This is a genomic window from uncultured Roseibium sp., from assembly GCF_947499295.1.
Classification (GTDB): Bacteria; Pseudomonadota; Alphaproteobacteria; order Rhizobiales; family Stappiaceae; genus Roseibium.
Genome location: NZ_CANMNP010000002.1, coordinates 257,683 through 282,543 on the forward strand (window position 1 = coordinate 257,683; position 24,861 = coordinate 282,543).

Consider the following 24,861-nt stretch of genomic DNA (forward strand, 5'->3'; position numbering starts at 1 on the left):
TTGAATTGAGAACAGGATTTTTTCGTCATCCGGCAAAGAAAAAGGAAAGTGCATGGCCTCGAACAAAACTCAGCAGGGCCCGATTTTGCGGTTGTTCCAAGTCAGGGTCAAAGATGGAAGTGTAGACAGCCTTCTTGCAAAGTTTGCCACGACGTCAGCTGATGTCGTCCGCAATGAGCCGGGAAACAAAGGATACTTCTTCGGTCGCGAGGTAAGCGTGCAGGAAAACAGGCTCATATTCGCGTCTCTTTGGTCGGACATGAAGTCCGTCAAACAACGGTTTGGCGATCAATGGGATCAGTCCTTCCTGCCGGAAGGTTATGGCGACATGATCGAAGACCACTCCATTCAACACATTGATTTATCATCCGGTTGGTGTTTGCCACCGGCAGAACAGGATTGACTCGCAGTCGATAGTGGCGGCCAAACGGACCAGGTCAAAGAGGCAGCGCTGGAACTTCCTGAAGGCCGAGATGCAGTTCGTTGCCCTCGTAAGGGTGTGATCGCGCGACGTCTTCATTCAGGTCGTGTCCAAGACCCGGTTCGGTTGATGGGATTACATAGCCGCCGTCCCAACAGATCGGCTTCGTCAAAAGATCAGCATAGAAGCCATCGAATGTGCGGATCGACTCCAGGACCAGAAAATTGGGGCTGCAGGTGGCCAGCTGAATGTTGGCAAGTGCAACAAGTGGCCCACAGTAAAGATGCGGTGCCACCTGGGCGGAATGGCACTCCGCCATGGCGGCGATTTTCTTGCCTTCCAGGAGCCCGCCGACACGGCCGAGATTCATCTGCAATATGCTGGCTGCGCCTGTCTCCAGAACGCGTGAAAACTCGTACTTCGTGCAAAGACGTTCACCGGTTGCAACAGGGATCGACGTGAAACGGGCAACCTTAGCCATGTCTTCCGGCTTTTCAGGCGGGATAGGCTCTTCGAACCAGAGTGGATCATAAGCCTCTATGCGCCTGGCAAGGCGTTTGGCTCCCGAGACGGTAAATTGGCCATGAGTGCCAAAAAGCAGGTCGGCCTTTGAGCCGACAGCCTCACGAATGAACTTGCAGAAGGCTTCGGATCGGTCCAGGTCATCGAGGCTCGGCTGATGACCGTCAAAGATCGTGTATGCACCGGCGGGATCGAACTTGACTGCCGTGAACCCCTGTTCAACGGCTTTGCTTGCCGCGTCCGCTGCCAGAGCCGGATCATTGTAGACATTCGGCTGCTCGGGATCTGGATAGACGTCACCGTCGGCGGGATAAAGATAGGTATAGGACCGAAGTCGCTCGTGAACTTTCCCGCCGAGCAATTCATATGCGGGTTTTCCGGCTGCCTTGCCGATAATGTCCCAGCACGCCATCTCGAGGCCGGAGAGTACTCCCATGACGGTGACATCAGGTCGCTGTGTATAACCAGCGCCATAGGTCTTGTGCCAAAGCTTCTCAATATGATGCGGATCGGCGCCCAGGAATTGGCGCTCGAAAACATCCTTCGCCATCGCAGCCACCAGGTGAGGCCCGAAGGTGGCGTTATAGATCTCGCCGTAGCCTGTGATCCCGCAACCGGTGACCAGCTTGACGAAAATGAAATAGCGGCCTCCATGACGGGGAGGAGGATTTGCGACGACAAATGTCTCGATTTGGTCGAGTTTCATGGATCTCGCCTAGCTGGCATTGCTGATAGTGATGGATTTCACTTTGGTATAGGCGTCGAGCCCTTCCCAGCCTTTTTCACGGCCATAACCGGATTTTTTATTTCCTCCGAAAGGCAGTTCCAGTCCGCCGGCCCAATAGTCGTTGATCGAAACCTGGCCACAATCCATTGCGCTGGCAACGCGCATCGCGCGACCGACATCTCTTGTGTAGACACTTGAAATCAGACCGAAGTCGGTGCCGTTCGCAAGTGCAATCGCCTCATCTTCCGTGTTGAACATTTGTACCGAGAGCACTGGACCGAAGATTTCCTCCTGCACAGCGGGGTCCTCAGGGGAAAGGTCGGCAATAACCGTCGGCTCAAAGAACCAGCCTTTCCCGGTTCTTTCATCCGTCGTGACGCTGCCTCCGGTCAGGATATTGGCTCCGCGTGCCCTGGCCGCTTCAACATGACGCTGGATCCGCGAGAGGTGCAGGTCGGAGTTGATTGCGCCCATGTCGGGATGCGACAGGCCGTGTCCGGGTTTGATCCGGGCAGCTCTTTCCATCAGCAGGGCCAGCACCTCATCGCGCAAGGATGAATGCAAAACAAGCCTCGATCCAGCTGAACAAATCTGACCCGAATTGGAGAAGATTGCCCAATAAGCGCCGTCGGCCACCTTTTCAGGGTCTGCATCTTCGAAGGCGATCAACGGCGACTTGCCACCAAGTTCCAGCGTCAGGCGCGTGACATTCGGTGCCGCGATCTGAGCAACATTGACACCGGTTGAAACCGAACCTGTAAAGGTAAGCTGTTTGATGCGCGGGTCCCGTGCCATCATTGCACCGACATCGGTGCCGAGGCCTGTCACGACATTCACGAGCCCATCGGGCACGCCTGCTTCTGAAAGCAGTTCTGCCATGACCAGTGCGGTGAAGGGTGTTGTTTCGGCAGGTTTGGCAACAACTGAGCATCCGGCCGCAAGAGCAGGAGCAACACCGCGGGCAAAGGTCGAGGTCGGGTAGTTCCAGGGAATGATATGCCCGGTCACGCCGACCGGTTCACGCACCGTAAAAGCGGTCTGGTCTGGACCCAAATTGACAGATCTGCCATCAAGCTTGTCGGCTGCACCTGCGTAATATTCAAAAAGGCGCGCGGATGCCTGGACGTCACCGGACGCCTCCGAAAGGGTCTTGCCGCTGTCGACAACTTCAATCACCGACAGCCGGTCGGCATTATCGCGAAATAGGCGGGCAACGTTGTTGAGTACGCGGCAGCGCTCTGCAGGTGTCACTTTCCGCCAGTGTCTGGCGGCCTTTTCAGCGGTGTCAATCGCGTGATCCAGGTCCTGAGCACTGCCTAGTGAAAACTCGGCAAAGGGTTCGGCAAGTCCTGGGTCGAAGCTCTGCATCTTCCGGTTTGAAGCAGGCGTCAGCTTTCCGTTTATGAAATGACCTTCGGGCAGCGCTCTCAGCTGTCCGCTGGAAAGGTAGTCGTCGGCAATTGTTTGAGCTGTCATCAATTGGCTTTCTTCTGATCTTCAAGAATGAGATCGGCCCCCTTCAGGGCCAGCATCATGGTCGGGGCGTTTGTGTTGCCCGAAGTGATATTGGGAAAGGCCGAAGCATCAACGATACGCAGGCGCTGCACGCCGTGAACCTTCAAGCGGCTGTCGACGACGCTCGTTTCTGAATTTCCTCCCATCCGGCACGTGGAAACCGGGTGGTAGACAGTGCTCGCGCGGGACTTGAAATCAGCAAGAATGCCCTCGTCATCGAGCATTCCGAGATCGGGTGCAACCGGGCCTTCGACAAGTCCGCTCAAGGCGTCGCTTGCCATCAGCCTCTGGCAGAGCCGGCCGCCATCGATTACGGCCAGGCGGTCTTCTTCGGTTGAAAGCGAATTCGGTTGAATTGCAGGTGGAACAGCGGGGTCAGCGCTTTTGATGGCAATATGCCCCCGGCTGGTCGGACGGGTTGGCTGCGCGCAGATAATGAAACCGTTGAACGGGTCGATGGCCAGCCGGGTCTGATCCTTGTCTGCCACCAACTGGTAGCTGATCGGGTTGAAATAAAGCTGCTGGTCCGGCCGGTTCAATTCGCGGCTTGAGCGGAAGAAACCGCCGCACTGATTGACCGAGAGCGATAGAGGGCCTTTGCGCGTTAGTGCATATTGGATTGCCGCGAATGTCCGACCGAATGCCGGGCGCAGCACTGCGTTTAGTGTCGGCTCCTTTGCGCGGAACGTAAACTTCGAGGACAGGTGATCTTGCAGATTGCCACCGACATTGTCGTTGGCCAGGATGATTGGAATGCCAAATTCGTTCAGCAGTTTGCCCGGTCCGACACCGGAAACCTGAAGAAGCTGAGGTGAGCCGATCGCTCCGGCTGCCAGGATGACTTCCCGTCGTGCAAAGAACCGAAGGCCATCAAGCAGTTCAATGCCGGTGGCTTTTGTGTTTTCAAAAAGAATACGTTTGACCTGTGCATTCGTGCGCAAACTCAGGTTTCGGCGTTTTAGGGCAGGGCGCAGAAAGGCCCGCGCAGAAGAGCACCGCTGTCCGTTGCTGGTGTTGATCTGATAGACACCGCCACCTTCCGGATTGTCACCGTTCAGATCGTCACACCAGGGCAATCCCGCCTCCTGGACCGCGGTTCGAAAATGGCGGTTGATGCTGTGGATCTGATCGGCGACGTTCTGCACCTTTATGGGGCCGTGCCCGTGCTTCTTTCCGTCCGCTGACACTTTGGTTTCGAGCCGCTCGAAGACCGGTTTGACGCTTTGCCAGCCCCAACCCTGCGCGCCTGCTGTTTCCCAATCCTCAAAATCGCCGGGCAGGCCCCGGCAATAAACCATCGCATTTATCGAACCCGATCCACCGACAATGCGCCCCCGTGGCCAGCATGCGCTGCGACCGTCGAGGCCACCGTCAGGTTCGGTCTGATATTGCCAGGTGCGTTTGGCGTCCCCGTTCAACTTGCCGTAGCCAAGGGGTATCGACACCCACGGCGATGTATCGGAGCCGCCAGCCTCTAGCAAAAGCACAGAGACGTTGGGATCCGCGCTCAGGCGTTCGGCCAGAATGCATCCGGCGGATCCCGCCCCGACAATGATGAAGTCAACCGTTTGCATGCAATGCGCCGTCGGCTTGTTTGCTCGTTCGATAAATTTCGGCGAGAGGATAAAAAAAATGAAGCGAAAAATTATTTGGTGTAACTTCGAAAAAATTTGTAGGAAATCAAGTATTCGCACAAGTCTGCACATTTACCTGTCGGGTCCCTCTTGCGTCGAGGTGCAGCGAACAACGGATTGTTTGGATGCCGTATGACCTTCCGCCCTTGTCCTGGTTGCGGGCTTTTGAAGCGAGTGCGCGTCTCGGAAATTTCACACGTGCCGCGGAAGAGTTGCTGATCACGCCGGCTGCGATCAGTTATCAGGTGCGCCAGCTTGAACAGCAGCTTGGCTATCCGCTGTTTGAGAGACTGCACCGCACACTTGTGTTGACCCGGTTGGGTCAGACCTATTTGCCCACAGTCGAAAAGGCCTTCTCCGATCTATCGATAGCCACCGTCTCCGTGTTCGGCGAGCGCAACAGGCAACCGGTCCGGTTCCGATGCCTCAACAGCTTTGGCCAGCTCTGGATGATCCCGCGCATCAAGCGCTTCCGGGAACTTCATCCAGACGTTGATCTCCAGATGATTTCGGCGTCCTGGGCTGAAACGCTCAATCCGGAACTGTTCGATATCGATATTCGTTTCGGCGACGGAACCTGGACCGATGGTATTGTGGAGTTTCTACAGAACGACCCGATCATTCCCGTCTGCCATCCCGACTTGTCGATTCCCGCGACCAGACACGACCTTGAAGCCCTCGGAGCTGCACCACGCCTCGACATCATGGGGGTAATCGATACCTGGGAGAGCTTCTTTCGCGGCTACGGGCACGAGGTGCCAGCGCGCAATGGCCTCCAGGTTGATCAGACGCTGTCTGCGCTTGAACTCGCAGCATTGGGGCACGGTCATGCGCTCGTCCTGGAAACGCTTGCACAACCCTATCTTGATGGCGGTCGCTTGGCTCGTTCCTGCGACCGGCGGATCAACAGCCGTCACAGCTACTATCTGGTCACTTCCGGACCTCGAAAGGCACTTGCACCAGCAGCCCAGAATTTTTGTAACTGGATGATCGATGAACTTCGCAGTTTGTAATTGCTTTCATTCAGAGGCGATATCAGTCAACGGAAAACGTGTATTCAAACAGCCGTTCGATCGGATCAAGCGGCTTGGGATCACGATAGCGGTTGATGTCCAGTAGACCGGCCTGAATGGTGTCCTGGGCATCAAGACCTGCCTGGACCAAATCAAGCATGCTCCAGAAACTTGGATCGGTGCGCCGGATGCCGAACTGTTCGACAACTCTCAAATAGTCCTTTTGTGTTCGAACGTCTCTTGCAGCATCCACGAAGGCAGCAACATTGGCGTCTGAGACCTTGAAGACAAAGTTCGGATAACTGCTGAACTGGCCCGGAAGAACTGTCAGGCTGTCATTTTCCGGGTCCCTGCGAAGATCTTCGTTGAAGATAAAGGCGACATTGCTGTGCGCCTTGTCATGCACGAGCGTGAAAATCTTCGTCTCTGCGTCCGTTTTCACCAGCAACAAGGCGATATCCGGCAGGAATTTGGCAAAGGGAGCCGGGGTTGCTGTAAGTGGGCGCAACCGGCCCTCGATTGTATCTGTCGCTGCGCACTGACCGGCCGAGCACCGGTTGATCGGATCACTGACAGGCCAGAGCCGCGGTTCGATCTGCAAAAGCCCTGTCAGGAATTCGCTCTTTGGCTGACCTGTCTGAAAACGAATTCCGGTTGGTGATGACGTATCAAGCTTACGTTCTTTCCACCGGTCAACAAGCGAAACCAGAGGCCCCTGATACCAGCTCTCATGAAGGGGATCACGCAGGTCGCGGGGCAGAAAGGCCAGGAAATTGCGCTCTCCTTCACGGCGCAGGCTGTCCATATAGATCCGTGTTGTCAGCTGGTGTTCGACATTGCCGAACACATCAAAGCCAGCCACCAGGTTGTAGTAGATCCGTTCAAAGAGTGGAAAATCGATCACCCAGGCAGTTTCCGGAACAGCACCGCTAAACCCGGGGACGACCGACGCGGAAGAGAAGTTTCTAAAAACGGTCAAACGTGCATCGATGTTGTTGCCGTCGCCGTCCCAGATGTCCTGGTAGGTTGGCCCGCCATTTTGAGCGGTCTCGGCCGCATAGCGTGACTGGCGCAGTTCCTGGTACTTGATTGGGCCGAGTGTCAGAAAGCTTTTCAGCCGGTCCGATATCTTGCCTTCAACCTTCGCAAGCGGAAGCTCAAGGATCGGGATTGCTTCCTCAAGATAGGCGTTATCGGTAACCGACAGATCCGCGTCCGGAGCAAGAAAGGTCACCCAGAACCGGTCTTCAATCACATTGACGGCGACCTGTCCGTAGCAGACCGGACCCCGGATGAAAGAACGGACGAAATAAAGCGCATCGTCGAGCAGAAACTGATAGCGACTGCGGGCCGGAATGGCGCGGAATGTGGATAGCGGATTTCCACCCGCGTCGATCGAATAATGAGGAAGCGCGTCTATTTCCCAGTCGCTTGCAAGGAACAGGCTTTTATAGCGCTCCAAACGCTTCGGACCGATCTCGTAGACAATATGCTCCTTGTGGAGGATCGTGTCACCAAGAGGAACGAGCCTGTAGAAGAAGTCTCCACCCGGGTCATCAAATGGTCGGCGCGAGGCTATTTCATCCGGTGGCTCGCCGGTTGGCGTGCGCGAGCGGATAAGCCGGAAGAAGGTCCTCGACGTGTCATCTTCCAGATGCAGGTGAGCCAAAAACAGGTGCTCGTAAATATAGCGAGCGGTCAGTTTTGCCTTCAACTGTCCGTTGTTCAGAAATGTCTCGATTTTTTCGATGTGTTCGATGCTTTTTTCTGGCAGGACGGTTGGAGTCTCGTCCGGCGGTGCACCCGCCTTTGCCCACGAGAGCAGCTTTTGATAGTCCGCATCCGGAAGAGGCGCTGTTGCAAACGGCATTCCGCCCAGAGGGTGATCATCCAGATAGTCGCCCATCTCCGACGGCATCGGGCAACTGTTCTTGCGAAGCGGACTGATGTTCAGCCGATCAGGCAAGGCGGCACCGAGTTTAAAATCGTTGTTGCGCCCTGCACGCAGCAATTGTTCGAGAACCGACTGCCCATTGTTGCTTTCGGTGATTGCAAAAAAACCCCTTTGCCGCCATTCGGGAGCGGTCTTTGCATCGATCTCGAGGCGTGTCATGGGGGCATCGTCAAGCCGTGCTGAATCGTAGACCTTTGTTTTGCTTGCACCTCTGGACAAACCGTCAGAAGAGGAAAGCTTGAGCTGACAGGGCGCGTCATAGCAGCCGTGGCACACCACACAGCGCTTGTTCAAGACATCCTGAATGGCAGATTTAGGCGCATTTGTCTGTTGTGCCTGAAGCGGCGCCGCCGTGAGCGGTATCACCATTAATACCACGGCCAAAAGCCGGGACTTTGGCAGAAGTGCGTTCAGGTGACGGAAACAGATCTCGATCATCAGGGGGTTACCCGTCGTTGTCATCCATACGCGGTCGTGTTTTGCGTGAGGGGTCGTCTGGTTCCTTGTATCCGATCAGATAAGCCCAAGCTGCATAACCCGTGATCGCGCCAATGATATAGACCCAGGTTATGTTCCCAAGATAATACTCCATTCCGGCCCAGGCACCGCAAAAGAGAACCAGCAGGATCCTTCTCCAGAGAGGGTCAAACCAGGGATGCTCAACAGGTCCAAGCACAATTTTGCCTTTCCTTCGGATAAAAACGCGACGGGCATCGCACACATACCGTTAAGGGAGCCTCAAGAGCTTGCAAAATCAAGCGAAACCTGAGCCTGGTGCCGCTATTTGGTCTTGAAAATGGTCACTGAACGAGAGATGTTGACGTAACTTGAGGCGCTACAACCAACACGTATCCAAGAGGAGCCTGCGTTCGGACATGTTGACAGCGCTTGACCTCCTGACAGCAAATGACAACCCCGGTCAGCATGCGCCTTCCTACTACGCGGCAACAGCCAACAGGCAGACATCACACGCACCGCTGGAAGGCGCTCGGACATGCGACACCTGTGTGATCGGTGGCGGTTATACCGGTCTTTCCGCGGCACTTCATCTCGCAGAACGCGGGCAAAACGTGATGCTGCTGGAGGCCAACCGTGTTGGTTGGGGCGCCTCTGGCCGCAATGGCGGACAGGTCGGGTCCGGACAACGTGTTGAACAAACCGTTCTGGAAGACCGGCACGGAAAATCTCACGCCAGATTGCTTTGGGATCTTGCCGAAGAATCCAAGGCCCTTGTGAAAAAACTGATCGTGCGCCATCAGATCGCCTGCGACTACGCTCCTGGCATTCTGCATGCTGATCACCGGAAGAGCTTTCTGGAAGAGAGCCGGGACTATGTCGAACATCTGCGTATCCAATACGGCTACGAAGACATCCGATACATCGGTCCGGACGAAATCGGAGCGCATGTCGGTAGTCCCAAATATTTTGGCGGCACACTCGATCAGGGAGCGGGCCATCTTCACCCATTGAATTTTGCGCTCGGACTGGCCCGCGCCGCGGAGGCTGCGGGGGCATTGTTGTTTGAAGAGACCAGAGTGACAGAAATTGAAAGCCACGGACAACCGCGCATATTGATCAAAACAGAGCGTGGTGAAGTGCGGGCGGACAATGCCATTCTGGCTTGCAATGGTTATCTCGGCGGTCTTGAACGCAAGACGGCAGCGCACGTAATGCCGATCAACAACTTCATCATCGCTACCGAACCACTGGCGGCCACGGAGGCCGAGCAGATCATTCGCGGCAACCTTGCCGTTGCCGACAGCAAGTTCGTCATCAACTACTTTCGACTGTCCAGTGACAAACGTCTTTTGTTCGGCGGAGGTGAGAACTACGGCTACCATTTCCCAAAGGACATCAAATCGTTTGTGCGCGCACCCATGCTGGAGATTTTCCCTCAGCTTGAGGATGTCGGCATCGATTACGGTTGGGGCGGAACCCTTGCGATTACACCGAAACGCATGCCCTTTTTTGCCCGACCGGCGCCAAACATGTTCACAGCCGCAGGCTATTCCGGACACGGTGTTGCAATGGCAACGCTTGGCGGTCAGATCCTTGCAGAAGCTGTCAGCGGTATTTCAGGGCGCTTTGACGTGTTTGAGAAGCTTGACGTTCCCGCATTCCCGGGAGGAGACAAGCTCCGCTTTCCCTTGCTTGTTCTGGCAATGACCTGGTTTTCATTGCGCGACCGACTGGGCATTTGACATGGACATCAAGCCATCCCCTGTTCAAACAGATGGACGCCGAACAATTGGAAGCTATTGGGAGGCAAGCCTCCCTCAGCCCAGACAGGACCGGCAACTTCACGGCAACGCCTTCTTCGATGTTGCGGTCATTGGTGCCGGGTTCGCAGGCCTGAGCGCTGCCTTGCGGCTTGCTGAATTGGGTATTTCGGTGTGTGTTCTCGAAGCTGAACATGTCGGCTACGGGGCGTCGGGGCGCAATGGCGGGTTTTGTTGTCTTGGCGGCACGAAGCTCGATGCGCGGCAGCTGGTCAAAAAGTTCGGTTTGGAAGAAGCGCGCAAGTTTCTGGCTTTTCAGGTGGCTGGTATCAATCTTGTTGCACAGCGTCTGGACAGTTGGGGTGTTGATGCCAGCCGTCATTCAAAGGGCGAGATCTATTTGGCGCACCGAGCGAAGGACGTTACCGGCCTCAAGTCGGAAGCCGAGTTTTTGAGAGCCAACTTCGGTATCAGGACCAGGTTGTTGTCTCGCGAGCAATTGACTGAGGAGGGCTACGGCGGGCCGTCATTCCATGGTGGTCTGCACGTGCCTTACGGCTTTGCCCTGAACCCGATGGCCTACGTACAGGCGCTCGCTGAACGGGTGCGCAGAGCCGGGGGTAAAATTTTCGGCAAAACGCCAGTTTCCGCAATTGACCGGGACAGTGACCGTTGGCGGCTTGAGACGAAAAACGGGTTTGTGCGGGCCAAGAACGTCGTGCTGGCCAGCAATGGATACTCAGATGAAACCGTCCCTCCTTGGCTTCACGGGCGCACGATGCCGGTTATGTCGTCTATTCAGGTCACGCGCTCCTTAAGTGAAGCGGAGCTGGCAGGACAGGGCTGGACCTCCGACACGATGGCCGCCGATACCCGGATACTTCTTCACTATTTCAGGCTCTTGCCCGACAAACGGTTTTTGTTCGGAACGCGGGGTGGCATTTTCGAAAATGCACCCTCGTTAAGTGCCATGCAGAAACGCGCACGCGCTGATTTTGAATCTATGTTCCCTGCCTGGTCGAATGTTGAAACAGATTTCAGCTGGCACGGTCACGTCTGCATAGCGCGCACATTGACACCTTTTGTTGGAGAGGTGCCGGGCATGGATGGTGTTTACGCCGCGATGGGCTGGCACGGTAGCGGCGTCGCCATGGCGTCAATTTCAGGCGAAAAGATCGCGGGGTTGATAACAGGCAAGTTGCGCCAAACGGATTTGCCTGCCCCGCTACAAAGACCCTTCACAAGGTTTCCCTTACCGGCGCTCCGCAAACTGTACCTGCAGGGTGCCTATTGGCTTTATGGTTTGAAGGATCGGTGACTAAGTTGGCTGTGATACGTGCCGCAAAAAAGTCTGACATGAACGCTGTCAGATCTATCTGCTTGCGAACGGGAAACGCGGGCAAAGATGCGACCAGTCTATATCAGGACCCTGATTTGATCGGCTTGATCTATGCAGCGCCTTATCTTTTCGTTGATGAGGCGATCTGTTTTGTTGCCGAAGATGAAGAAGGTGTCCTTGGTTATGTGGCGGGTGCGACAGATAGCCGATCTTTTGAGCGCCACTTGGAACTGAATTGGTGGCCTCAGTTGCGCAAGCAGTATGCCGAGCCACAAGGTGATCCGGCGATGTGGACGCCCGATGACCATCGAATAAACTTTTTCCATCACCCGCGACCGGTACCTGCTGACATCGTGCAGGCCTATCCTGCGCATATTCACATGAATTTACTGCCTCAAGCGCAAGGTCAGGGGATCGGGAGCCAATTGCTGGCGTCCTGGGGGGCGAGTGCGGCGGAAAAGAGTGTCCGCGCAGTGCACGCAGGTGTAAGCGCAGCCAATGAGGCCGGATTGAAATTCTGGACTGCGCGTGGATTTGAACCTGTTCGTGAAGACCCGCAAGGCGGCTCGCGCGGCACGGTCTGGTGCGGCCGAATTCTTTAGGCTCGATTGTCCTGCATCAAGGCCCGGTCTGTGAAGTTTTTCGAATATGCATGCAGCCCTGAGGAGGTTGTCATGGCCGCAGTATCAAAACAGCAACTACTCGATCTCAGCACCAAGGAATGGCAAAAGCTTTTGAAAATCCTTGATGAGCTACCCGCGATCTTGCGTCTTCAAAAAGACGAGGAAGAGACCTCGCCGAAGGATATCATCGGACATAGGGCGCACTGGATCGAACTGTATCTTGGCTGGTTCAGGGATGGGCGTGCAGGCAAGGAGGTTTTCTTTCCGGCGAAAGGCTACAAGTGGAACGAGACCAAGCGCTTCAATGCCGATCTGAGGCAGCAGCAGTCCGGGCTCACTTGGGATGCGGCGCGATCCATGCTTGAATCCAATCACGCCGAGCTGCTTGCCTTGATTGAAAGCCTATCGGAAGAAGAACTATATGGTGGCCCGATGAAAGGCGCGAACAACAACTGGACGGCAGGGCGCTGGGCGGAGGCCGCAGGGCCCAGCCACTACAGGTCTGCTGCCAAATATCTGCGCCAGAGAATGCGCATCGCCGCGGTCAAGTAACGCCTTGTGGATCGACAACACAGTGTGCGTACGCCGTCATACCTTGCGGGACAGCACAATGCCTCTTAGCTGAGAACTATCGAGTGTTCTGATAGGTGCATTGATGGCCCATGGTGATTTTGTCTGGTGTGATCTCTCGACGTATCGATCTGATGTTACCAAGGGCTTTTATGAGGCCGTGATCGGCTGGAGCTATGTTCGAGACTGGCAGTCGAACGGAGATCCCTATTTCATTGCTTCTAATCGAAACCGTCAGCAGTCCGGATTGTTTGACATGCCAGCGAAGTACCGGGAGATCGGACTGCCAAGTTTCTGGATGTCCTATATCGAGGTTTCCGACATAGAAGACACTGTCGCGCGCGCAGAAAAACTTGGCGGCAAAATCGAACTGAAACCCACGCCTTTTTTCAAAACGTCGCGTATTGCCCTTATCCGGGACCCGTTGGGTGCTGGTTTTACGGTGATCGAGAAACCTGCCTTGCCTGTTAGAGATAACTTGGCCAGTGCTGGAAGCATGGTTTGGAATGCTCTTTATGTCTCCAATGCCGCTGCCGTCATTCCATTTTATCAAGCCTTGTTTGGCTGGATCTCTTCGGTTGGAGATCAATCGGGCCGCTTTGCCATGAAATTGGCGAAGCGGCACATTTCAGATGTTGTCGAATTACCCGAGGAAATCCGGGGAGCTTCGCAGTTTTGGGGAGTTTTTATCGGGGTCAATGACCTGACGGTCGCCAGGGACGCAGTCGAGGAAATGTGCGGCAAAATCCTATACGAAACATCGGAAGATCGAAGTGTGCTCATTCAGGACCCTGATGGCGCTGCCTTGTTCCTAAGGGAGACCGGCTCGGCAGCCACGGTTTCCGAGGGACAAAACGTCCGTGAAACCGCAGGCTGGAAATGGAAGACCCTTCTGGCACTTGCCATCCTGTGGATTGGCGTCGTCTTTGAGGTATATCTGATCTGGGGAATTCTCTTCCTGCTTTGGGTCATTCCGGCATTAAAGTCTGGAAAAACATATCTGGTCGAACCAATCAAAAAGTTGGAACACCCGGTTCTCTATTGGGCGCTTGTTTCTACCTGGATTGTTTTGAGTGCTGTGATGATCGCGTACGGCCTTTGGCCAGCAACATCTTAGTCTGCACTGCCCTCCAATCGCCGGACTACGGCAACATTCACCTCACTCCAGATCTCAAAACCGAGTTTCCGGTAAAGCGCGATGGCGCCGTCATTGTCCGCATAGGCATGAAGGAAAGGCGTGTCGCCTCGCTCTCGAATTTTGGATGCGACCCAGATCGACAAGTCTGATGCAAGACCACGTCCTCGAAAGTCCGGATGTGTGCAGATGCCGCTGATTTCGGTAAATCCGTCGAGGTTCAGGCGCGTTCCGGCCATTGCGGCGAGCCTGCCATCCAGTCTGACACCGTAAAACTGCCCGAGTTCCGGCGTGCGCTTGGTGAACGGTCCGGGTTTTGTCAGGTCGGCAAGGCTGACCATCTCAACAATATCCCGCTGCTGCAAGGGGACAATCGGGGCGTTTGGAATTGCTTTGGATTGAGGGGTCTGCTCCGTCATCAGAACACCGAGTGCCGTCATCTCAACATTCAGGCTGGACGGTAAAGCAATCTCATCGGCCTGAAGCAGATAGACAGGTGGATCTTTGGGCGACATCAGATCGGCGAGTGCTGCCAGCGCTTCTGGCGAATTGTCCTTGGATGCTGCGAACGGAGATACGTCTGGATCGAACTTCAACGCTAGGTTCCCACCGCGTGAAAACCGGTGTTGGCGAGATGTCAGAGCCGACCAGACGACTCGGCTTAAGAGCGTGTCCATGTCATTCCTTGTGGCTGCGTTTGGTGCATAGCTCATAGTGTTGCGCTGTCTGCTCCCATCTTTTCAAAACTGTCCGGGCGACGTCCGGTACGTAGGAACGCTCGTAGTCCTGACCCAAAAAGGCGATGATGTCGCTGCGCGACCGAAAACTCATGATCGTAATGAATTCGATCTCCGATTCCAGGTCGCGCCTGAGAACCTCAATTCCAAGGTACCCGGCTATCGCCTTGGCTTCGATCGCGGGAATGACCACGTTTGTTAGGATCTCGGAGTAGGTCTCTGCATTTTCCGGCGTTGTCCAGCCATGCCATATGCGTTTGATCATTCTCTTTCTTCCGATTTCTGCATGGTGTTTCAGTCTGGAAAGGGCGGGGGAGGATGGCGGTCGGCAAGTGAAAGCTCGGACAACCGTTTTTCAAGTTGAGTGAGCTGTTCCAGAAACGAACCATGCAGGTCACGGCAAGCGTCTTCCACAGCCAGGGTGACTGCAGGCCAAAGCTTGCCCTTGAGTTTTTCGACCAATTTGTTGCCCTCTTCGGTCAACTGAATGGCGTTGACCCGTTTGTCGGTCGGGTCAGGTCGTGGCTCAACGAGACCTTCATGTTTCATTTTGTTGATCATGCGCGTGATGCCGGGTTGGCTTTGTCCAAGGGACTTAGCCAGATCACCAATGCTCATCGGCCCGTGCAGATCCAAGGCCGCCAAAACCGGGTTGTATGGCGTTGGCAAATCCTCGCCGGCAAGCGTTAGTGTCAGGTCCTGAGTCTGGGACTGCAGCTTTTCACCAATCCTTTTCAATCGGCTGCCAAGCGTTGCATATCCGAGGGTTCGGACGATGTCTTCAACCATAGATGCCTCCATTTAGATAACAAGATATATAACTTGTTATCTTTTTCAATGGTTGACTTCTCACTGAATCGAATATAACTCTTTGGTTATGGAACAAGTTGGTTATATAAACGAGCCCACGCAATTGGACACTGTCTTTGCTGCCCTTGCTGATCCAACTCGCAGGGCGATCCTGACTCGATTGGCGAGCGGTGAGGCATCGGTCAATGAAATCGCTGCACCATTTGAAATGAGCCAACCCGCAGTTTCAAAACATCTGAAGGTTTTGGAGCGTGCTGGCTTGATTATGCGAGGCGCAGACCGACAACGCCGGCCAGCGAGATTGAACGCGGCACCAATGAAGGAGGCGATTGCCTGGCTGGAAGAATTCAAGGAGTTCTGGAGCTCAAGTTTCGACCAGCTCGATGATCTTTTGATGGAACTTAAAAACGCCGATTAGTTAGGGAGTTAGGCAATGGCAATGCCGGAATTTATACTTGAAAGACGTTTCAATGCACCGCGCGACATGGTTTGGCGGACATGGACCGAACCTGAATTGCTGGCTCGCTGGTATGGGCCGGGCGTGGAAACTGTGGTGCATAAATTGGATGTCCAGCCAGGCGGGCTCTGGTTGAATGAAATGAAATTCGGCAGCAACTCGCACTTTCAGCGTGTGGAATACACGGAAGTCGTTGCGCCCGAAAAACTGGTCTGGCTTCACTCCGTCTCGGACGGCGAATGGAATGTGGTTTCAAACCCGATGATGCCGGATTGGCCGAAAGTGTTGCTGACGACTGTAACCTTTTCGCAAACCGGAGATCATACGGACGTTCGGCTGGTCTGGACACCGCATGAGGCAAATGAAGCGGAAATAGCTTGTTTTGCCGGTGCGATCGACGGCCTCGACAAGGGCTGGGGCGCAGGTATGGATTTGCTCGCAGAAATGCTTGCGGAAATGCAACGCAAAGTTTGATCACAACGGATGTCGAGCAGACAAATTTTGCTCGACATCTACCTTATCAAGACGTCAGCCAGATCAGGATTGTTTTTCCTGGTCTGGTTTTTCGCGCTTTAGATGCTGTGCCCAGGTCATAGACCACATGCCAAATGGCTCCAGCATGCCGAACAGTTCCAGACCCAGTGGTGTCAGTTGATATCCTCGCTCTCCACGCTCGATGAGCAAGCTGGCTCTCAGTTCCTTGAGCCGACGATTGAGCACAGTCGGAGATACGCTCTCACATCGGTCCTGCAATTCTCTGAAGGTCATCTGTCCCTCCGAAAGCTGCCAGATGATGCCAAGCGCCCAATTGCGTCCTAGGAGGTCAAAGAGTGCCATGATCGGCTTGCCGGAGCGCGAGCCGCGCACAGGTTGGCCTGGTTGAGGTGACGATACCGGCAAATTATCCTCTTGCTATCTTTTGTGTAGCAAACTAGTGCTACGTAAAGAATAGCACGCGGATAATTGCCATGCTTGGAATGATAGCGGCATCAACGGCTCTATTTGCCTCCATAGGGTGGGCAAGCGGGATCGTGATGGCTCAGATGCCCGCCAAAGCCCTGGGGGCGTTTGAGTTTACCCGCATTCAGCTCATATTCTGCGCGGCTCTGATGGCGGCGCTAAGCAGTTTGCTCGGCCTCTGGCCAAGCATTGACTGGCATCATTGGCCAGCTTTTCTGGTCAGCTCTCTCGGTGGAATACTGCTTGGAAATCTTGCGATGATCGAGTGCCTGCGTCAGGGTGGGCCTCGTCTCACCGAGCTGATTTTGTGTTTGAAAGCACCCGTGGTCGCTGGATTTGCCTATATTTGGATTGGTGAAACAATCGGGCCGGTGGACTTGCTGGGCGGTGTGATCATTCTTGCCGGTCTTGTGATTGCCATTCGATTTGGCAGCCAGGCTGAGCGGGAAGACGGCGTTGCCGGAAAACGCCTGTTTGGCGTTGTGATACTGGGGCTGTTGGCAGCAACTCTTCAAGGGGTGGGCTTTCTCGCGGTCAAACCGGCTCTGACCGCAGGCGCTGAACCGGTTGCGCTGACCGCCATTCGTCTTCTTGGTGCTGCAGCCGTGATCTCGCTGGTTGGCATCTGTCCATCTCGGGCCGTGAGGGCGCAAACGGAAACCTCGCCCTATCTTCTTTTCAGAACGATCCTGCCCGGTGTTATCGGGTACGGGATTTCGTCGTCGCTGTTGCTCTATGCTTTTGCCAATACGCAGGCAGGAGTTGCCGCTGTTCTAGGGTCGCTTTCACCCTTGTGCGTGCTTCCGATCCTTTGGGTCACAAAGGGAAGAAGACCCAGCCTGGAGGCGATAGCGGGAACCATAGTCGCAATCATCGGCACAGCGGTTATTGTGCTTTATTAACGGCAGACATGAAAATGCCGCCCATAAGGCGGCATTCCTGATCGGTTGCAACTGCTCGCGAAGACATGGGGTCGGCCTCAGTCGAATTCCGGGCCACGGGCCCGATAAGGCGTGATTTCCTTCCAGGCTTTCATGAGTGTTTCCAGCTCTTCGTCATTGTGAGGCGGCATTACGATTTGCAGCTTGACCAACAGATCGCCATGACCTCCGGTCTTTGTTGGCAAGCCCTTGCCTTTCAGCCGCATGGTTTTACCGCTAGACGCGTTTTCTGGAATAGTCAGATTGACCGCGCCCGTAAGCGTCGGCGTACGGACTTTTGCTCCCAGAACCGCTTCATAGAGCGCCAGTGGCAAATCAAGATGCAAATCCGAGCCCTTCACTTCGAACAGCGGATGTTGCCGGAAACGGATTTCGACCATGGCATCGCCGGCAGGTCCGCTGTTCTCGCCTGGATGTCCTTGTCCCTTGAGACGGATCTTCTCACCTTCGACAACCCCTTTGGGCAACGTAACATTCACGGTCTTGCCATTGGGAAGCGTGACCTGCGTCTTGCCGGAATTGACGATATCCTCAAGCGACGCCCGCGCGACGATTTCAGCGTTTTTGCCCTTGGCCTTGGATGCGGTCCGGGTTTGCGCACCGCCAGCAAAACCACCGCCGGGGCCCGCTCCAGCGCCGGCGCGGCCACGAGAGCCTCCCTTGCCAAAGCTGCCAAAAATGTCGTTCAAAATGTCATCAAAAGCGCCGGAGCCGCCCGCGTTCTTGAAGCCTCTGGAACTGCCGGCGGAGCCGAAGTCCTGGTGTCCGGTAAAGCCTTCAAAACCACCGGCGTGGAATTTCTGCTTGCCCTCTGCATCAATCTCTCCGCGATCGAACTGGGCGCGTTTTTCCTTGTCACCGACAATCTCGTATGCCTGGTTCGCTTCGGCAAAACGCTGTTGAGCACCCGGATCGTTTTTGTTTTGATCAGGGTGGTATTTTTTGGCCAGTTTCCTGAAGGCCTTTTTTATGTCGCCCTCGCTGGCGGATTTCGCCACCCCGAGGACGCTATAGGGATCACGCATTCGTCTCACCAGGTTTCTAAAGATTTTCCGGCCTACCAACCCACGCTAAAACGCTCCGGACACAGTGCCTGCTCCGAAGCGCGCGATACCAAGGGGTCAAGTCCAACCGGACTTATCTCTTATATCGGAACGAACAGGAGGAAATTCCACCCCTGTCCATGTCTGAAGCTCTTTGCTTTTAGCGTCTTTGTTCGAAGGATCAAGCACCTGCAACGGAAAGAGTCGTTACGGCGAATTTCTCCGTGACATCACGGCAGGCGGTTCCGGAGTAGAGTTTTATACCTGTAATGGTGTTCGCCGTGGTCTTGAACGACAGGCAACCGGTCTCATTCAGCCCGGATGTTACGATGCTGGAAAGTGTGCCGGAATTTCCACTCACCGAATTAAGCCAAGGCAGTGTCAGGCCGTTTGTATCGTCGCTTGCGGTCAGGTCTGGTCCTATCGCATCAAGGTTTTCTGCAATTATGGAACGATCGTCCTGGTTAATGTCCGAATAGGCTTCATCGGCCGTGGAGGCGATCGAGCCGGTCAATATCGTAGGGGTGTCGACATTATTGCTTCCGACTGGCACCGACACCTGGCTGCAGCCTGCAACAGTTGCCCCAGCCACGAACAGAGCGGCGGCAAAGGGCTGGATCTTGATGTGCCTGGCAGTATATGAACGCATACGATACATCTTTTGGACAGCCCCCACGTGATGGCAGTCTCATGCCGCACTTCAGGCTGTCGTTTCCTTCGACAGGTACCCATGACAAACCTCAAAGATCCTCATGAAGAGTTAACAAATGGTGACTTCACTGAAGTCACGCAGCCATTTGATCTTTTTTCTGAATGGCTTGAGGATGCCAAAGCGTCGGAACCGAACGATCCGAATGCCTTTTCACTGGCAACGGTCGACCAAACCGGGCTGCCCAATGTACGGATGCTGTTGCTGAAGGGATTCGACGAACGCGGGTTCGTGTTTTACACCAATTTTGAAAGCACGAAGGGCAAGGAGCTTCTTCAGGCAGGCAAGGCGGCCATGTGCTTTCACTGGAAATCCTTACGCAGGCAAGTGCGCATTCGCGGTCCGGTTGTTGAAGTGCCTGCTGACGAAGCTGACTCATATTATCAGTCGCGGCCGCGTGGCAGCAGGATAGGCGCCTGGGCCTCCAAACAGTCCCGTCCTCTGGAAAGCCGGTTTGCACTTGAAAAGGAAGTTGCCAAATTCACCGCCAAATTCGGCATTGGCGACATCCCCCGTCCGGAACACTGGTCCGGAATGCGGTTGGAGCCAGTCTCCATTGAATTCTGGCATGACCGGCCTTTCCGGCTGCACGACCGGGTGCTGTTGACGCGAGAGGTTCCTGGTCAGAAGTGGAAGCGGGAACGGCTATATCCCTAAGGTCATAGCCGGCTCCCTAAAGCAGCTTCTTCCATCGGAAGACAAGAAAGGTTGCCACGATGGAGAGCAGCATGAGCCCGATTGAAAACGGGAAGCCAAGTTCCCATCGCAATTCCGGCATCTTGTCGAAATTCATTCCGTAGATCGACGCGATCAGGGTCGGGGGCAGGAAAATAACCCCGAGGACCGTGAAGATCTTGGATATCTGGTTTTGTTCCAGCGTTACCAGACCAACCGTTGCGTCGAGCAAAAACGCCAGCTTGTTGTCCAATGCATCACCATGCTCCTTGATGGAATGAATGTCTCGGCTGAACATCTTGACTTCAGCAACTTGGTCTTCGCTCAGATCAAACCGCTTTGCATGGGTGTTCATGTAGATGAGCATCCGGGCAAGGCTCGTACAAACATCGTGCATCTTGGTGACGTGAAGGCCGATTTGGCCCAGCTGCCGTATGGCATCCTGGTAGCTGGCGGTCTTCCGGGTGTTCAGTCCATCACCGAACACCTGAACAGCGAGCTCGTCATATCGTGCGGATGCTGCTTCCATTTCGTCTGCACAGCGGTCGACGATGATGTCGAGCATCGCAAATAGCACCGCGGGTCCACGATGAGCGATCGTTCCATCGCTCTGAATTTTGCGGGAGAGCAGGGCAATGGATTTGGGTTCGCCATAACGGACGGTGACCAGGCGTTTCGCGTTGGCCACAAAGGTAACGGACGAGAGGATGGGATCGATTGTGCGGGTGGCGATCGGAAGTTGGGCGGTCATGACAACCGCTCCAGGCTCCAGATAAAGGCGCTCAGACGTTTCGATCGAGGCGATCTCTTCGCGCGTCGGTATTTCCGCTCCCATCAACTTCTCGGCGGCCCTTTGCTCATCTTGTGATGGAGCAACCAGATCGATCCAGATGGATGTTGTTGGCAGCGGTGTGCCCGGAGCAAGTTCTATACGCTCCAGGCCGTTTACCGACGGGCAGTAGGCAATAATCATTCAAGCTGTCTCCGCTGGAACACATATCGTGTCCGGATCAGCGGCAGTTTGCCCAAGTGATCATGCGGCGGCAACCTTGTTTGCCGAGCCCAGATCCTCAGATGAGGACGTTGGCGACATCGTAGGCTGGCGCTTGCAGTGCCAAAAGCTTACTTTTTCTTTTTCTCTGCGCCTGCGTTTTTGCAGATAGCAGCTGCAGTAATCGCGGCAATGCCGACCGGCTTGTACTGATTGACAAGTTTCGCTCCAGAAGAAGCGATTGTGGACGGCCGGGAGATTTGTTCAGACATTTGTCAGGTCCGTTGTAGTCCAGTGCCCGCGATACTGGTTTACACATTGATTTTGTGCGGGCGCGCTGCATTTGGTGTCCAATTGCGGCAAACGGAAGGCAGTTTGAAAAGTCGCCCACATTTGATGCCAGGACCCAATAAGTATGTGCTTATTGCCGCGTTCGGGCCAGTCAAATACCATAACAGGATGTAACGATAATTCTGCGAATTTGAAGAAGGCGGGTAATCTTTTATTTACTTGTTTCCGGTTTGGCCAAGTAAAGCGCCATAGGCGCAAGTTGGACGCTAAATAAAATAGGTTCTGTGGTTCCTCAGAGTTAGGCCGCGCGTCGTGCAGATCAAACCATGGCTGCAGCGCAGTACCGTCAGAACCAGTGCGGCACCTGCAAAGGCAAGACCAGCAAAAATGAGGAGCGACGACAGGGAAGCCCCCAATACAATCAACAGGCAACCGGTCAGTGAACCGATCACCAAAAGCGCAATGGTTGTGCGCAGATAGTGGTAGTGAGCTTGAAATTCTTCGTTTTGCGTTTCAGCAAACAGGATTGCGAACAAAAGGGCGACCGGACACAACATGACCGACAGTGTCATCAGGTAACATAGAAAGATGTTGCTACGGCTGGACAGGAAGAACGAACGCAACCGCATACCTGGATTGCGGTTCTTATCGTCAGTATTTTGCACCAGATTTTCCACCGGATGACCTGAGCCCATACCGGGCATCCCTACCTTGAAGTCTTTTGTCTTTTTTCAGCGGTGCTGAATCAGACGTTTACTCAACCCTGTTTCTGCAAATTTATGCTTTGCTGCCCCGGAAAGTGAAGTTCATTTTTGACATTTGGTCTGTAAAGAAAGAAACAATCAGAACTTCAGTGTTGGCTTGCACCGCTTTAGGGCCAACGAGTTGGAAAGCTATGAAACGTTACGCCGCCTATAAAACCAGGTCAGCACCCGCAAGCCGAACTATCGGCGCGGTTGCTGTTGCATTGGCAGTAACCGCTTATCTGTCCAAGCGCTTCGGTTTCGTCGATGCGGATGTGTTTGCGCTTTCTCTTGCGGGAGCCGGGATAGCAGCGCTTCTCGCGGTCGGCCTCGCGCTGATTGCCTTTCAACGAATTTGGGCGCATGGCGGACCGGGCCTTCCATCCGCATTGACGGGTATGTTTCTGGCCACCATTGCTCTGGTCGCACCTGGTATCATTTTGGGTATGCTGGTGCTTCAAGCCGGTCCAGACGACTTGTCGACCAACCGCATTGATCCGCCGGATATGAAAATTCAAGCTCTGTCGGAAGAGCAACCATTCCTTGGCTGGTTCAACACGTCGCTGGACACGCATCTCTGGCCCGCGATCACACAGGTGACCGGTTCAGTGCCGGAGACATCCGGGGGATCCAGGCAATACCCGGATATCGTGCCGCGAAGATACCGGATACCGCCAGCGCAGCTGCACGCAGCTGGTGCAAAAGCCGTCGATACTTTGGGATGGATTGTTGTTGATGAACTGCCTCCTGATCTTCTTGATGCCCCGACAAGATTGCAGGCCGTTGGAACCTCACGGCTTCTGGGCCTCAAGCATGACGTCAGTTTGCGCATACGTCCGGACCCACTCGGTGCATTGCTGGATGTTCGAGCCCGGTCCCAGACGCCTCTCAAGGATCTGACCGGAAACGCGGACAATATCAGGCTGGTATTTGCCGAGATCGACAAGGTTCTGCTGGAGACATATGGTGATCTTGCCCGTCTTTCTGTCGATGAAGGCGAGCTGGAGGACGAGCCTGAAATCGTGCCGCTGCAGGAACCGCGTGACACGATACCGCTGCCCGGTTTCAAACCCTACTTCGAAGAGGAAGAGGCTTTGGAAGTTGACGATTTCGGTCTGACTGATCTGGAAGGCTGATCTAAGCGCACTTGCTGTAACGGCTGTTGAGGCCGAGCCCGGGTGATGGTGTTACTAAGCCACGCTCTACCAGATCTTCCAGTTGAGCAAAAACCGACAGTCCAGCGGCAGGATGCAGGGCCGGGTTCACATCGGCATAAAGCACGGCCACAATTTCCGGAATGCTCTTATCGCCATTTGCCAACTGGATCAGGATTGCTTGTTCACGCGCAAGCCTATGCTGTTTCAAGTCCTGCACATACTGAATTGCATCTCGAATAAGACCGCCATGACCTGGACAATAGAGCTGTTCTGGACGCGCCAGAAGCCTATCCAGAGATGTCATGTAGTCGCGCATGTTGCCGTCCGGCGGTGCCACGATGGATGTCGACCACCCCATCACATGATCGGCCGACAACAAGAGGTCGGCGCCATCAAGTGCGAAACAGAGATGATTGGCGGTGTGTCCTGGCGTTGAAATGGTTTCCAGCGCCAGGCCTGCTGCACGAAAGACTTCTCCATCCTCCAGTTGCCGATCCGGCGCATAATCCTTGTCGCCGCTGGCATCCAGCGGATTGACTTCGTTTTCCAGCAGATCTCGCGCGGCACGGTGAACACCGCACCCGACAATCTGAGCACCTGTTCTTTGTTTCAACAGTCTCGCGCCAGGTGCATGATCGACATGGGTGTGGCTTACAAGGATAGCTTCTATGGTGGCGCTGTCCGCAGCTTTCAGGATCGCCTCCACTTGCAGTTCGTCCGCCGGACCAGGGTCGACGACAACGAGCCTGTCAGTGCCAAGCAAATAGCAGTTTGTTCCGAAAAACGTGAAAGGCCCGGGATTGTTAGCCGTCAAACGCCGGACACCGGGGAGGAGTTCAATGGCCTGTCCGTAATGGGGCGTGAAGTCTCTATCGTGCCGCAAATCCGAGGTGCCTTTTGTTTTGAGCTTGAACAAATGATTACATGCGTCGCTTTCCGCCCCAATTCAACGACGAATTCGGCCCGGCCCATCGGGAATAATCCGGGACTTTCACACGTCATCTGTCTGACGTTTGAATCAGCTAGGCAAACCGGACTTTGCCAATTTGGGCATTTCTATGAAAGATTGTCACTTGAACAAGATTGAACAGCCTTGGCGGAGCGTGATGTCGCACGAAACTGAATGCCGGTTTGACAGCTTGCTGGACATGCCGAGGGAAAAGGCATTTTCCATGCTTGTCGATCGGCTGGATTTGTGGTGGTCATCTCCGTTTGCAGAAGACGCGCAAGGAGATGTGGAAGCTGGTGTTGAACCTTTTGCCGGTGGCAGTTGCTATGAGATCGACAGTGCAGGTCAGCAACGCGTCTGGGGCACCGTCCTCTCGATCGAGCCACCGCTTTTTATTCGTATCTCCTGGCAGGTCACGATGGAGGGCACGGAAATCGCGGATCCGGCGACGGCGAGCCGTGTCATGATCAATTTCCGGGAAGCCGGCGAGGCAACACGTCTTGAAGTGGTGCATAGCGAGTTCTTGAGGCACGGAGAGAGCGGCGCTGAATATCTCGAACGAATGCGTAGGCCGGAAGGCTGGCCGGACACGATCGCCAGATTGAAAAATGCGGCCCGTTCAGGTGCCTGGCGATGATGAAGTTTCAATCTGCGGCGGTAGATCAAAGTATTGCCTCTGTCGCCGGAATGACATGTTTGCCGTGCTAGACGGTGCACAGACCAGTT

28 protein-coding genes are annotated in these 24,861 nt (G+C 54.7%); 13 read left to right on the forward strand and 15 right to left on the reverse strand.

The genetic code is table 11. The features are described 5' to 3' along the window. The first annotated feature begins 52 nt into the window (after positions 1 to 52). Complete coding sequence (locus Q0835_RS05300; RefSeq protein WP_298959078.1) at positions 53 to 403, forward strand: antibiotic biosynthesis monooxygenase; 351 nt, start codon at positions 53 to 55, stop codon at positions 401 to 403. A gap of 34 nt (positions 404 to 437) precedes the next feature. Here the strand turns inward: Q0835_RS05300 and Q0835_RS05305 are convergent, their stop codons facing one another. The 3 genes from Q0835_RS05305 to Q0835_RS05315 are packed head-to-tail and all read right to left on the reverse strand — an operon-like array spanning position 438 to position 4,891. Next, positions 438 to 1,649, reverse strand: coding sequence for a mandelate racemase/muconate lactonizing enzyme family protein (locus Q0835_RS05305; protein ID WP_298959081.1), 1,212 nt, complete (start codon positions 1,647 to 1,649; stop codon positions 438 to 440). A gap of 9 nt (positions 1,650 to 1,658) precedes the next feature. Continuing rightward, a complete protein-coding gene (locus tag Q0835_RS05310) occupies positions 1,659 to 3,146 on the reverse strand; it encodes an aldehyde dehydrogenase family protein (protein ID WP_298959084.1) in 1,488 nt (495 codons plus the stop codon). After that, on the reverse strand, positions 3,146 to 4,891 hold the full coding sequence (locus tag Q0835_RS05315; RefSeq protein ID WP_366142326.1) for a GMC family oxidoreductase N-terminal domain-containing protein: 1,746 nt from the start codon (positions 4,889 to 4,891) through the stop codon (positions 3,146 to 3,148). The genes Q0835_RS05310 and Q0835_RS05315 overlap by 1 nt, the downstream gene beginning before the upstream one ends. A 53-nt stretch (positions 4,892 to 4,944) precedes the next feature. Between Q0835_RS05315 and Q0835_RS05320 the strand changes: the two genes are divergently transcribed. Continuing rightward, positions 4,945 to 5,832 (forward strand): LysR substrate-binding domain-containing protein, encoded by an 888-nt coding sequence (locus tag Q0835_RS05320; protein WP_298813605.1) that lies wholly within the window; start codon positions 4,945 to 4,947, stop codon positions 5,830 to 5,832. Positions 5,833 to 5,854: 22 nt separating this feature from the next. Here Q0835_RS05320 and Q0835_RS05325 read toward each other — a convergent pair whose 3' ends face one another. Both Q0835_RS05325 and Q0835_RS05330 read right to left on the reverse strand, forming a co-directional pair. Next, on the reverse strand, positions 5,855 to 8,224 hold the full coding sequence (locus Q0835_RS05325; protein ID WP_298959089.1) for a fatty acid cis/trans isomerase: 2,370 nt from the start codon (positions 8,222 to 8,224) through the stop codon (positions 5,855 to 5,857). Positions 8,225 to 8,231: 7 nt separating this feature from the next. Continuing rightward, positions 8,232 to 8,462 carry a hypothetical protein gene (locus Q0835_RS05330; RefSeq protein WP_298959092.1) on the reverse strand — a complete coding sequence of 77 codons (231 nt, stop codon included), beginning with the start codon at positions 8,460 to 8,462 and terminating at the stop codon, positions 8,232 to 8,234. Positions 8,463 to 8,661: 199 nt separating this feature from the next. Between Q0835_RS05330 and Q0835_RS05335 the strand changes: the two genes are divergently transcribed. From Q0835_RS05335 to Q0835_RS05355, 5 genes are all read left to right on the forward strand, one after another. Next, positions 8,662 to 9,987: an FAD-binding oxidoreductase gene (locus tag Q0835_RS05335; protein ID WP_298959095.1), complete on the forward strand. Its 1,326-nt coding sequence runs from the start codon at positions 8,662 to 8,664 to the stop codon at positions 9,985 to 9,987. A 1-nt stretch (position 9,988) separates the two neighbouring features. After that, positions 9,989 to 11,323, forward strand: a complete 1,335-nt coding sequence (locus Q0835_RS05340) for an FAD-binding oxidoreductase (RefSeq protein WP_298959098.1) — start codon at positions 9,989 to 9,991, stop codon at positions 11,321 to 11,323. 38 nt (positions 11,324 to 11,361) lie between these two features. Then, positions 11,362 to 11,946, forward strand: a complete 585-nt coding sequence (locus tag Q0835_RS05345; protein WP_298959101.1) for a GNAT family N-acetyltransferase — start codon at positions 11,362 to 11,364, stop codon at positions 11,944 to 11,946. A gap of 72 nt (positions 11,947 to 12,018) precedes the next feature. After that, positions 12,019 to 12,519, forward strand: a complete 501-nt coding sequence (locus Q0835_RS05350; RefSeq protein WP_298959105.1) for a ClbS/DfsB family four-helix bundle protein — start codon at positions 12,019 to 12,021, stop codon at positions 12,517 to 12,519. Between the two features lie 103 nt (positions 12,520 to 12,622). After that, on the forward strand, positions 12,623 to 13,654 hold the full coding sequence (locus tag Q0835_RS05355) for a VOC family protein (protein ID WP_298959108.1): 1,032 nt from the start codon (positions 12,623 to 12,625) through the stop codon (positions 13,652 to 13,654). On the opposite strand, the gene Q0835_RS05360 is transcribed toward Q0835_RS05355, so the two are convergent. Genes Q0835_RS05360 through Q0835_RS05370 form a run of 3 tightly spaced genes read right to left on the reverse strand, consistent with a single transcriptional unit; the run spans position 13,651 to position 15,198 of the window. Then, positions 13,651 to 14,349 (reverse strand): GNAT family N-acetyltransferase, encoded by a 699-nt coding sequence (locus Q0835_RS05360; RefSeq protein WP_298959112.1) that lies wholly within the window; start codon positions 14,347 to 14,349, stop codon positions 13,651 to 13,653. The genes Q0835_RS05355 and Q0835_RS05360 overlap by 4 nt on opposite strands. A 1-nt stretch (position 14,350) precedes the next feature. Continuing rightward, positions 14,351 to 14,674, reverse strand: coding sequence for an antibiotic biosynthesis monooxygenase (locus Q0835_RS05365; RefSeq protein ID WP_298959115.1), 324 nt, complete (start codon positions 14,672 to 14,674; stop codon positions 14,351 to 14,353). Between the two features lie 29 nt (positions 14,675 to 14,703). After that, the gene (locus Q0835_RS05370) at positions 14,704 to 15,198 is read right to left on the reverse strand and encodes a MarR family transcriptional regulator (protein ID WP_298959118.1); all 495 of its coding nucleotides are present in this window, start codon (positions 15,196 to 15,198) and stop codon (positions 14,704 to 14,706) included. Between the two features lie 88 nt (positions 15,199 to 15,286). On the opposite strand from Q0835_RS05370, the gene Q0835_RS05375 reads away from it, so the two are divergent. Both Q0835_RS05375 and Q0835_RS05380 read left to right on the forward strand, forming a co-directional pair. Further along, positions 15,287 to 15,637 (forward strand): metalloregulator ArsR/SmtB family transcription factor, encoded by a 351-nt coding sequence (locus Q0835_RS05375; protein ID WP_298813583.1) that lies wholly within the window; start codon positions 15,287 to 15,289, stop codon positions 15,635 to 15,637. A gap of 21 nt (positions 15,638 to 15,658) precedes the next feature. After that, the gene (locus Q0835_RS05380; protein ID WP_298813581.1) at positions 15,659 to 16,150 is read left to right on the forward strand and encodes an SRPBCC domain-containing protein; all 492 of its coding nucleotides are present in this window, start codon (positions 15,659 to 15,661) and stop codon (positions 16,148 to 16,150) included. Between the two features lie 63 nt (positions 16,151 to 16,213). Here Q0835_RS05380 and Q0835_RS05385 read toward each other — a convergent pair whose 3' ends face one another. After that, positions 16,214 to 16,513 carry a helix-turn-helix domain-containing protein gene (locus Q0835_RS05385; RefSeq protein WP_298959120.1) on the reverse strand — a complete coding sequence of 100 codons (300 nt, stop codon included), beginning with the start codon at positions 16,511 to 16,513 and terminating at the stop codon, positions 16,214 to 16,216. 131 nt (positions 16,514 to 16,644) lie between these two features. On the opposite strand from Q0835_RS05385, the gene Q0835_RS05390 reads away from it, so the two are divergent. Next, on the forward strand, positions 16,645 to 17,538 hold the full coding sequence (locus tag Q0835_RS05390; RefSeq protein WP_298813577.1) for a DMT family transporter: 894 nt from the start codon (positions 16,645 to 16,647) through the stop codon (positions 17,536 to 17,538). Between the two features lie 77 nt (positions 17,539 to 17,615). On the opposite strand, the gene Q0835_RS05395 is transcribed toward Q0835_RS05390, so the two are convergent. Beyond that, positions 17,616 to 18,602, reverse strand: a complete 987-nt coding sequence (locus Q0835_RS05395) for a J domain-containing protein (RefSeq protein ID WP_298959123.1) — start codon at positions 18,600 to 18,602, stop codon at positions 17,616 to 17,618. Between the two features lie 199 nt (positions 18,603 to 18,801). Then, the gene (locus Q0835_RS05400) at positions 18,802 to 19,269 is read right to left on the reverse strand and encodes an RT0821/Lpp0805 family surface protein (protein WP_298959125.1); all 468 of its coding nucleotides are present in this window, start codon (positions 19,267 to 19,269) and stop codon (positions 18,802 to 18,804) included. An 81-nt stretch (positions 19,270 to 19,350) separates the two neighbouring features. Between Q0835_RS05400 and pdxH the strand changes: the two genes are divergently transcribed. After that, complete coding sequence (gene pdxH, locus Q0835_RS05405) at positions 19,351 to 19,986, forward strand: pyridoxamine 5'-phosphate oxidase (protein ID WP_298959128.1); 636 nt, start codon at positions 19,351 to 19,353, stop codon at positions 19,984 to 19,986. A 16-nt stretch (positions 19,987 to 20,002) separates the two neighbouring features. On the opposite strand, the gene Q0835_RS05410 is transcribed toward pdxH, so the two are convergent. The 3 genes from Q0835_RS05410 to Q0835_RS05420 form a co-directional block, all read right to left on the reverse strand. Next, positions 20,003 to 20,977, reverse strand: a complete 975-nt coding sequence (locus tag Q0835_RS05410; RefSeq protein ID WP_298959130.1) for a magnesium transporter CorA family protein — start codon at positions 20,975 to 20,977, stop codon at positions 20,003 to 20,005. A 149-nt stretch (positions 20,978 to 21,126) separates the two neighbouring features. Continuing rightward, positions 21,127 to 21,267, reverse strand: coding sequence for a hypothetical protein (locus Q0835_RS05415; protein WP_298813567.1), 141 nt, complete (start codon positions 21,265 to 21,267; stop codon positions 21,127 to 21,129). A 285-nt stretch (positions 21,268 to 21,552) separates the two neighbouring features. Continuing rightward, complete coding sequence (locus Q0835_RS05420; protein WP_298959132.1) at positions 21,553 to 21,951, reverse strand: hypothetical protein; 399 nt, start codon at positions 21,949 to 21,951, stop codon at positions 21,553 to 21,555. Between the two features lie 230 nt (positions 21,952 to 22,181). Here Q0835_RS05420 and Q0835_RS05425 point away from each other — a divergent pair, with 230 nt between their 5' ends. Beyond that, positions 22,182 to 23,165 (forward strand): DUF1499 domain-containing protein, encoded by a 984-nt coding sequence (locus Q0835_RS05425; RefSeq protein ID WP_298959136.1) that lies wholly within the window; start codon positions 22,182 to 22,184, stop codon positions 23,163 to 23,165. 1 nt (position 23,166) lies between these two features. Here the strand turns inward: Q0835_RS05425 and Q0835_RS05430 are convergent, their stop codons facing one another. Next, a complete protein-coding gene (locus Q0835_RS05430; RefSeq protein ID WP_298959138.1) occupies positions 23,167 to 24,069 on the reverse strand; it encodes an MBL fold metallo-hydrolase in 903 nt (300 codons plus the stop codon). A gap of 223 nt (positions 24,070 to 24,292) precedes the next feature. Here Q0835_RS05430 and Q0835_RS05435 point away from each other — a divergent pair, with 223 nt between their 5' ends. Beyond that, positions 24,293 to 24,772 (forward strand): SRPBCC family protein, encoded by a 480-nt coding sequence (locus Q0835_RS05435; protein WP_298959139.1) that lies wholly within the window; start codon positions 24,293 to 24,295, stop codon positions 24,770 to 24,772. Positions 24,773 to 24,861 lie beyond the last annotated feature (89 nt).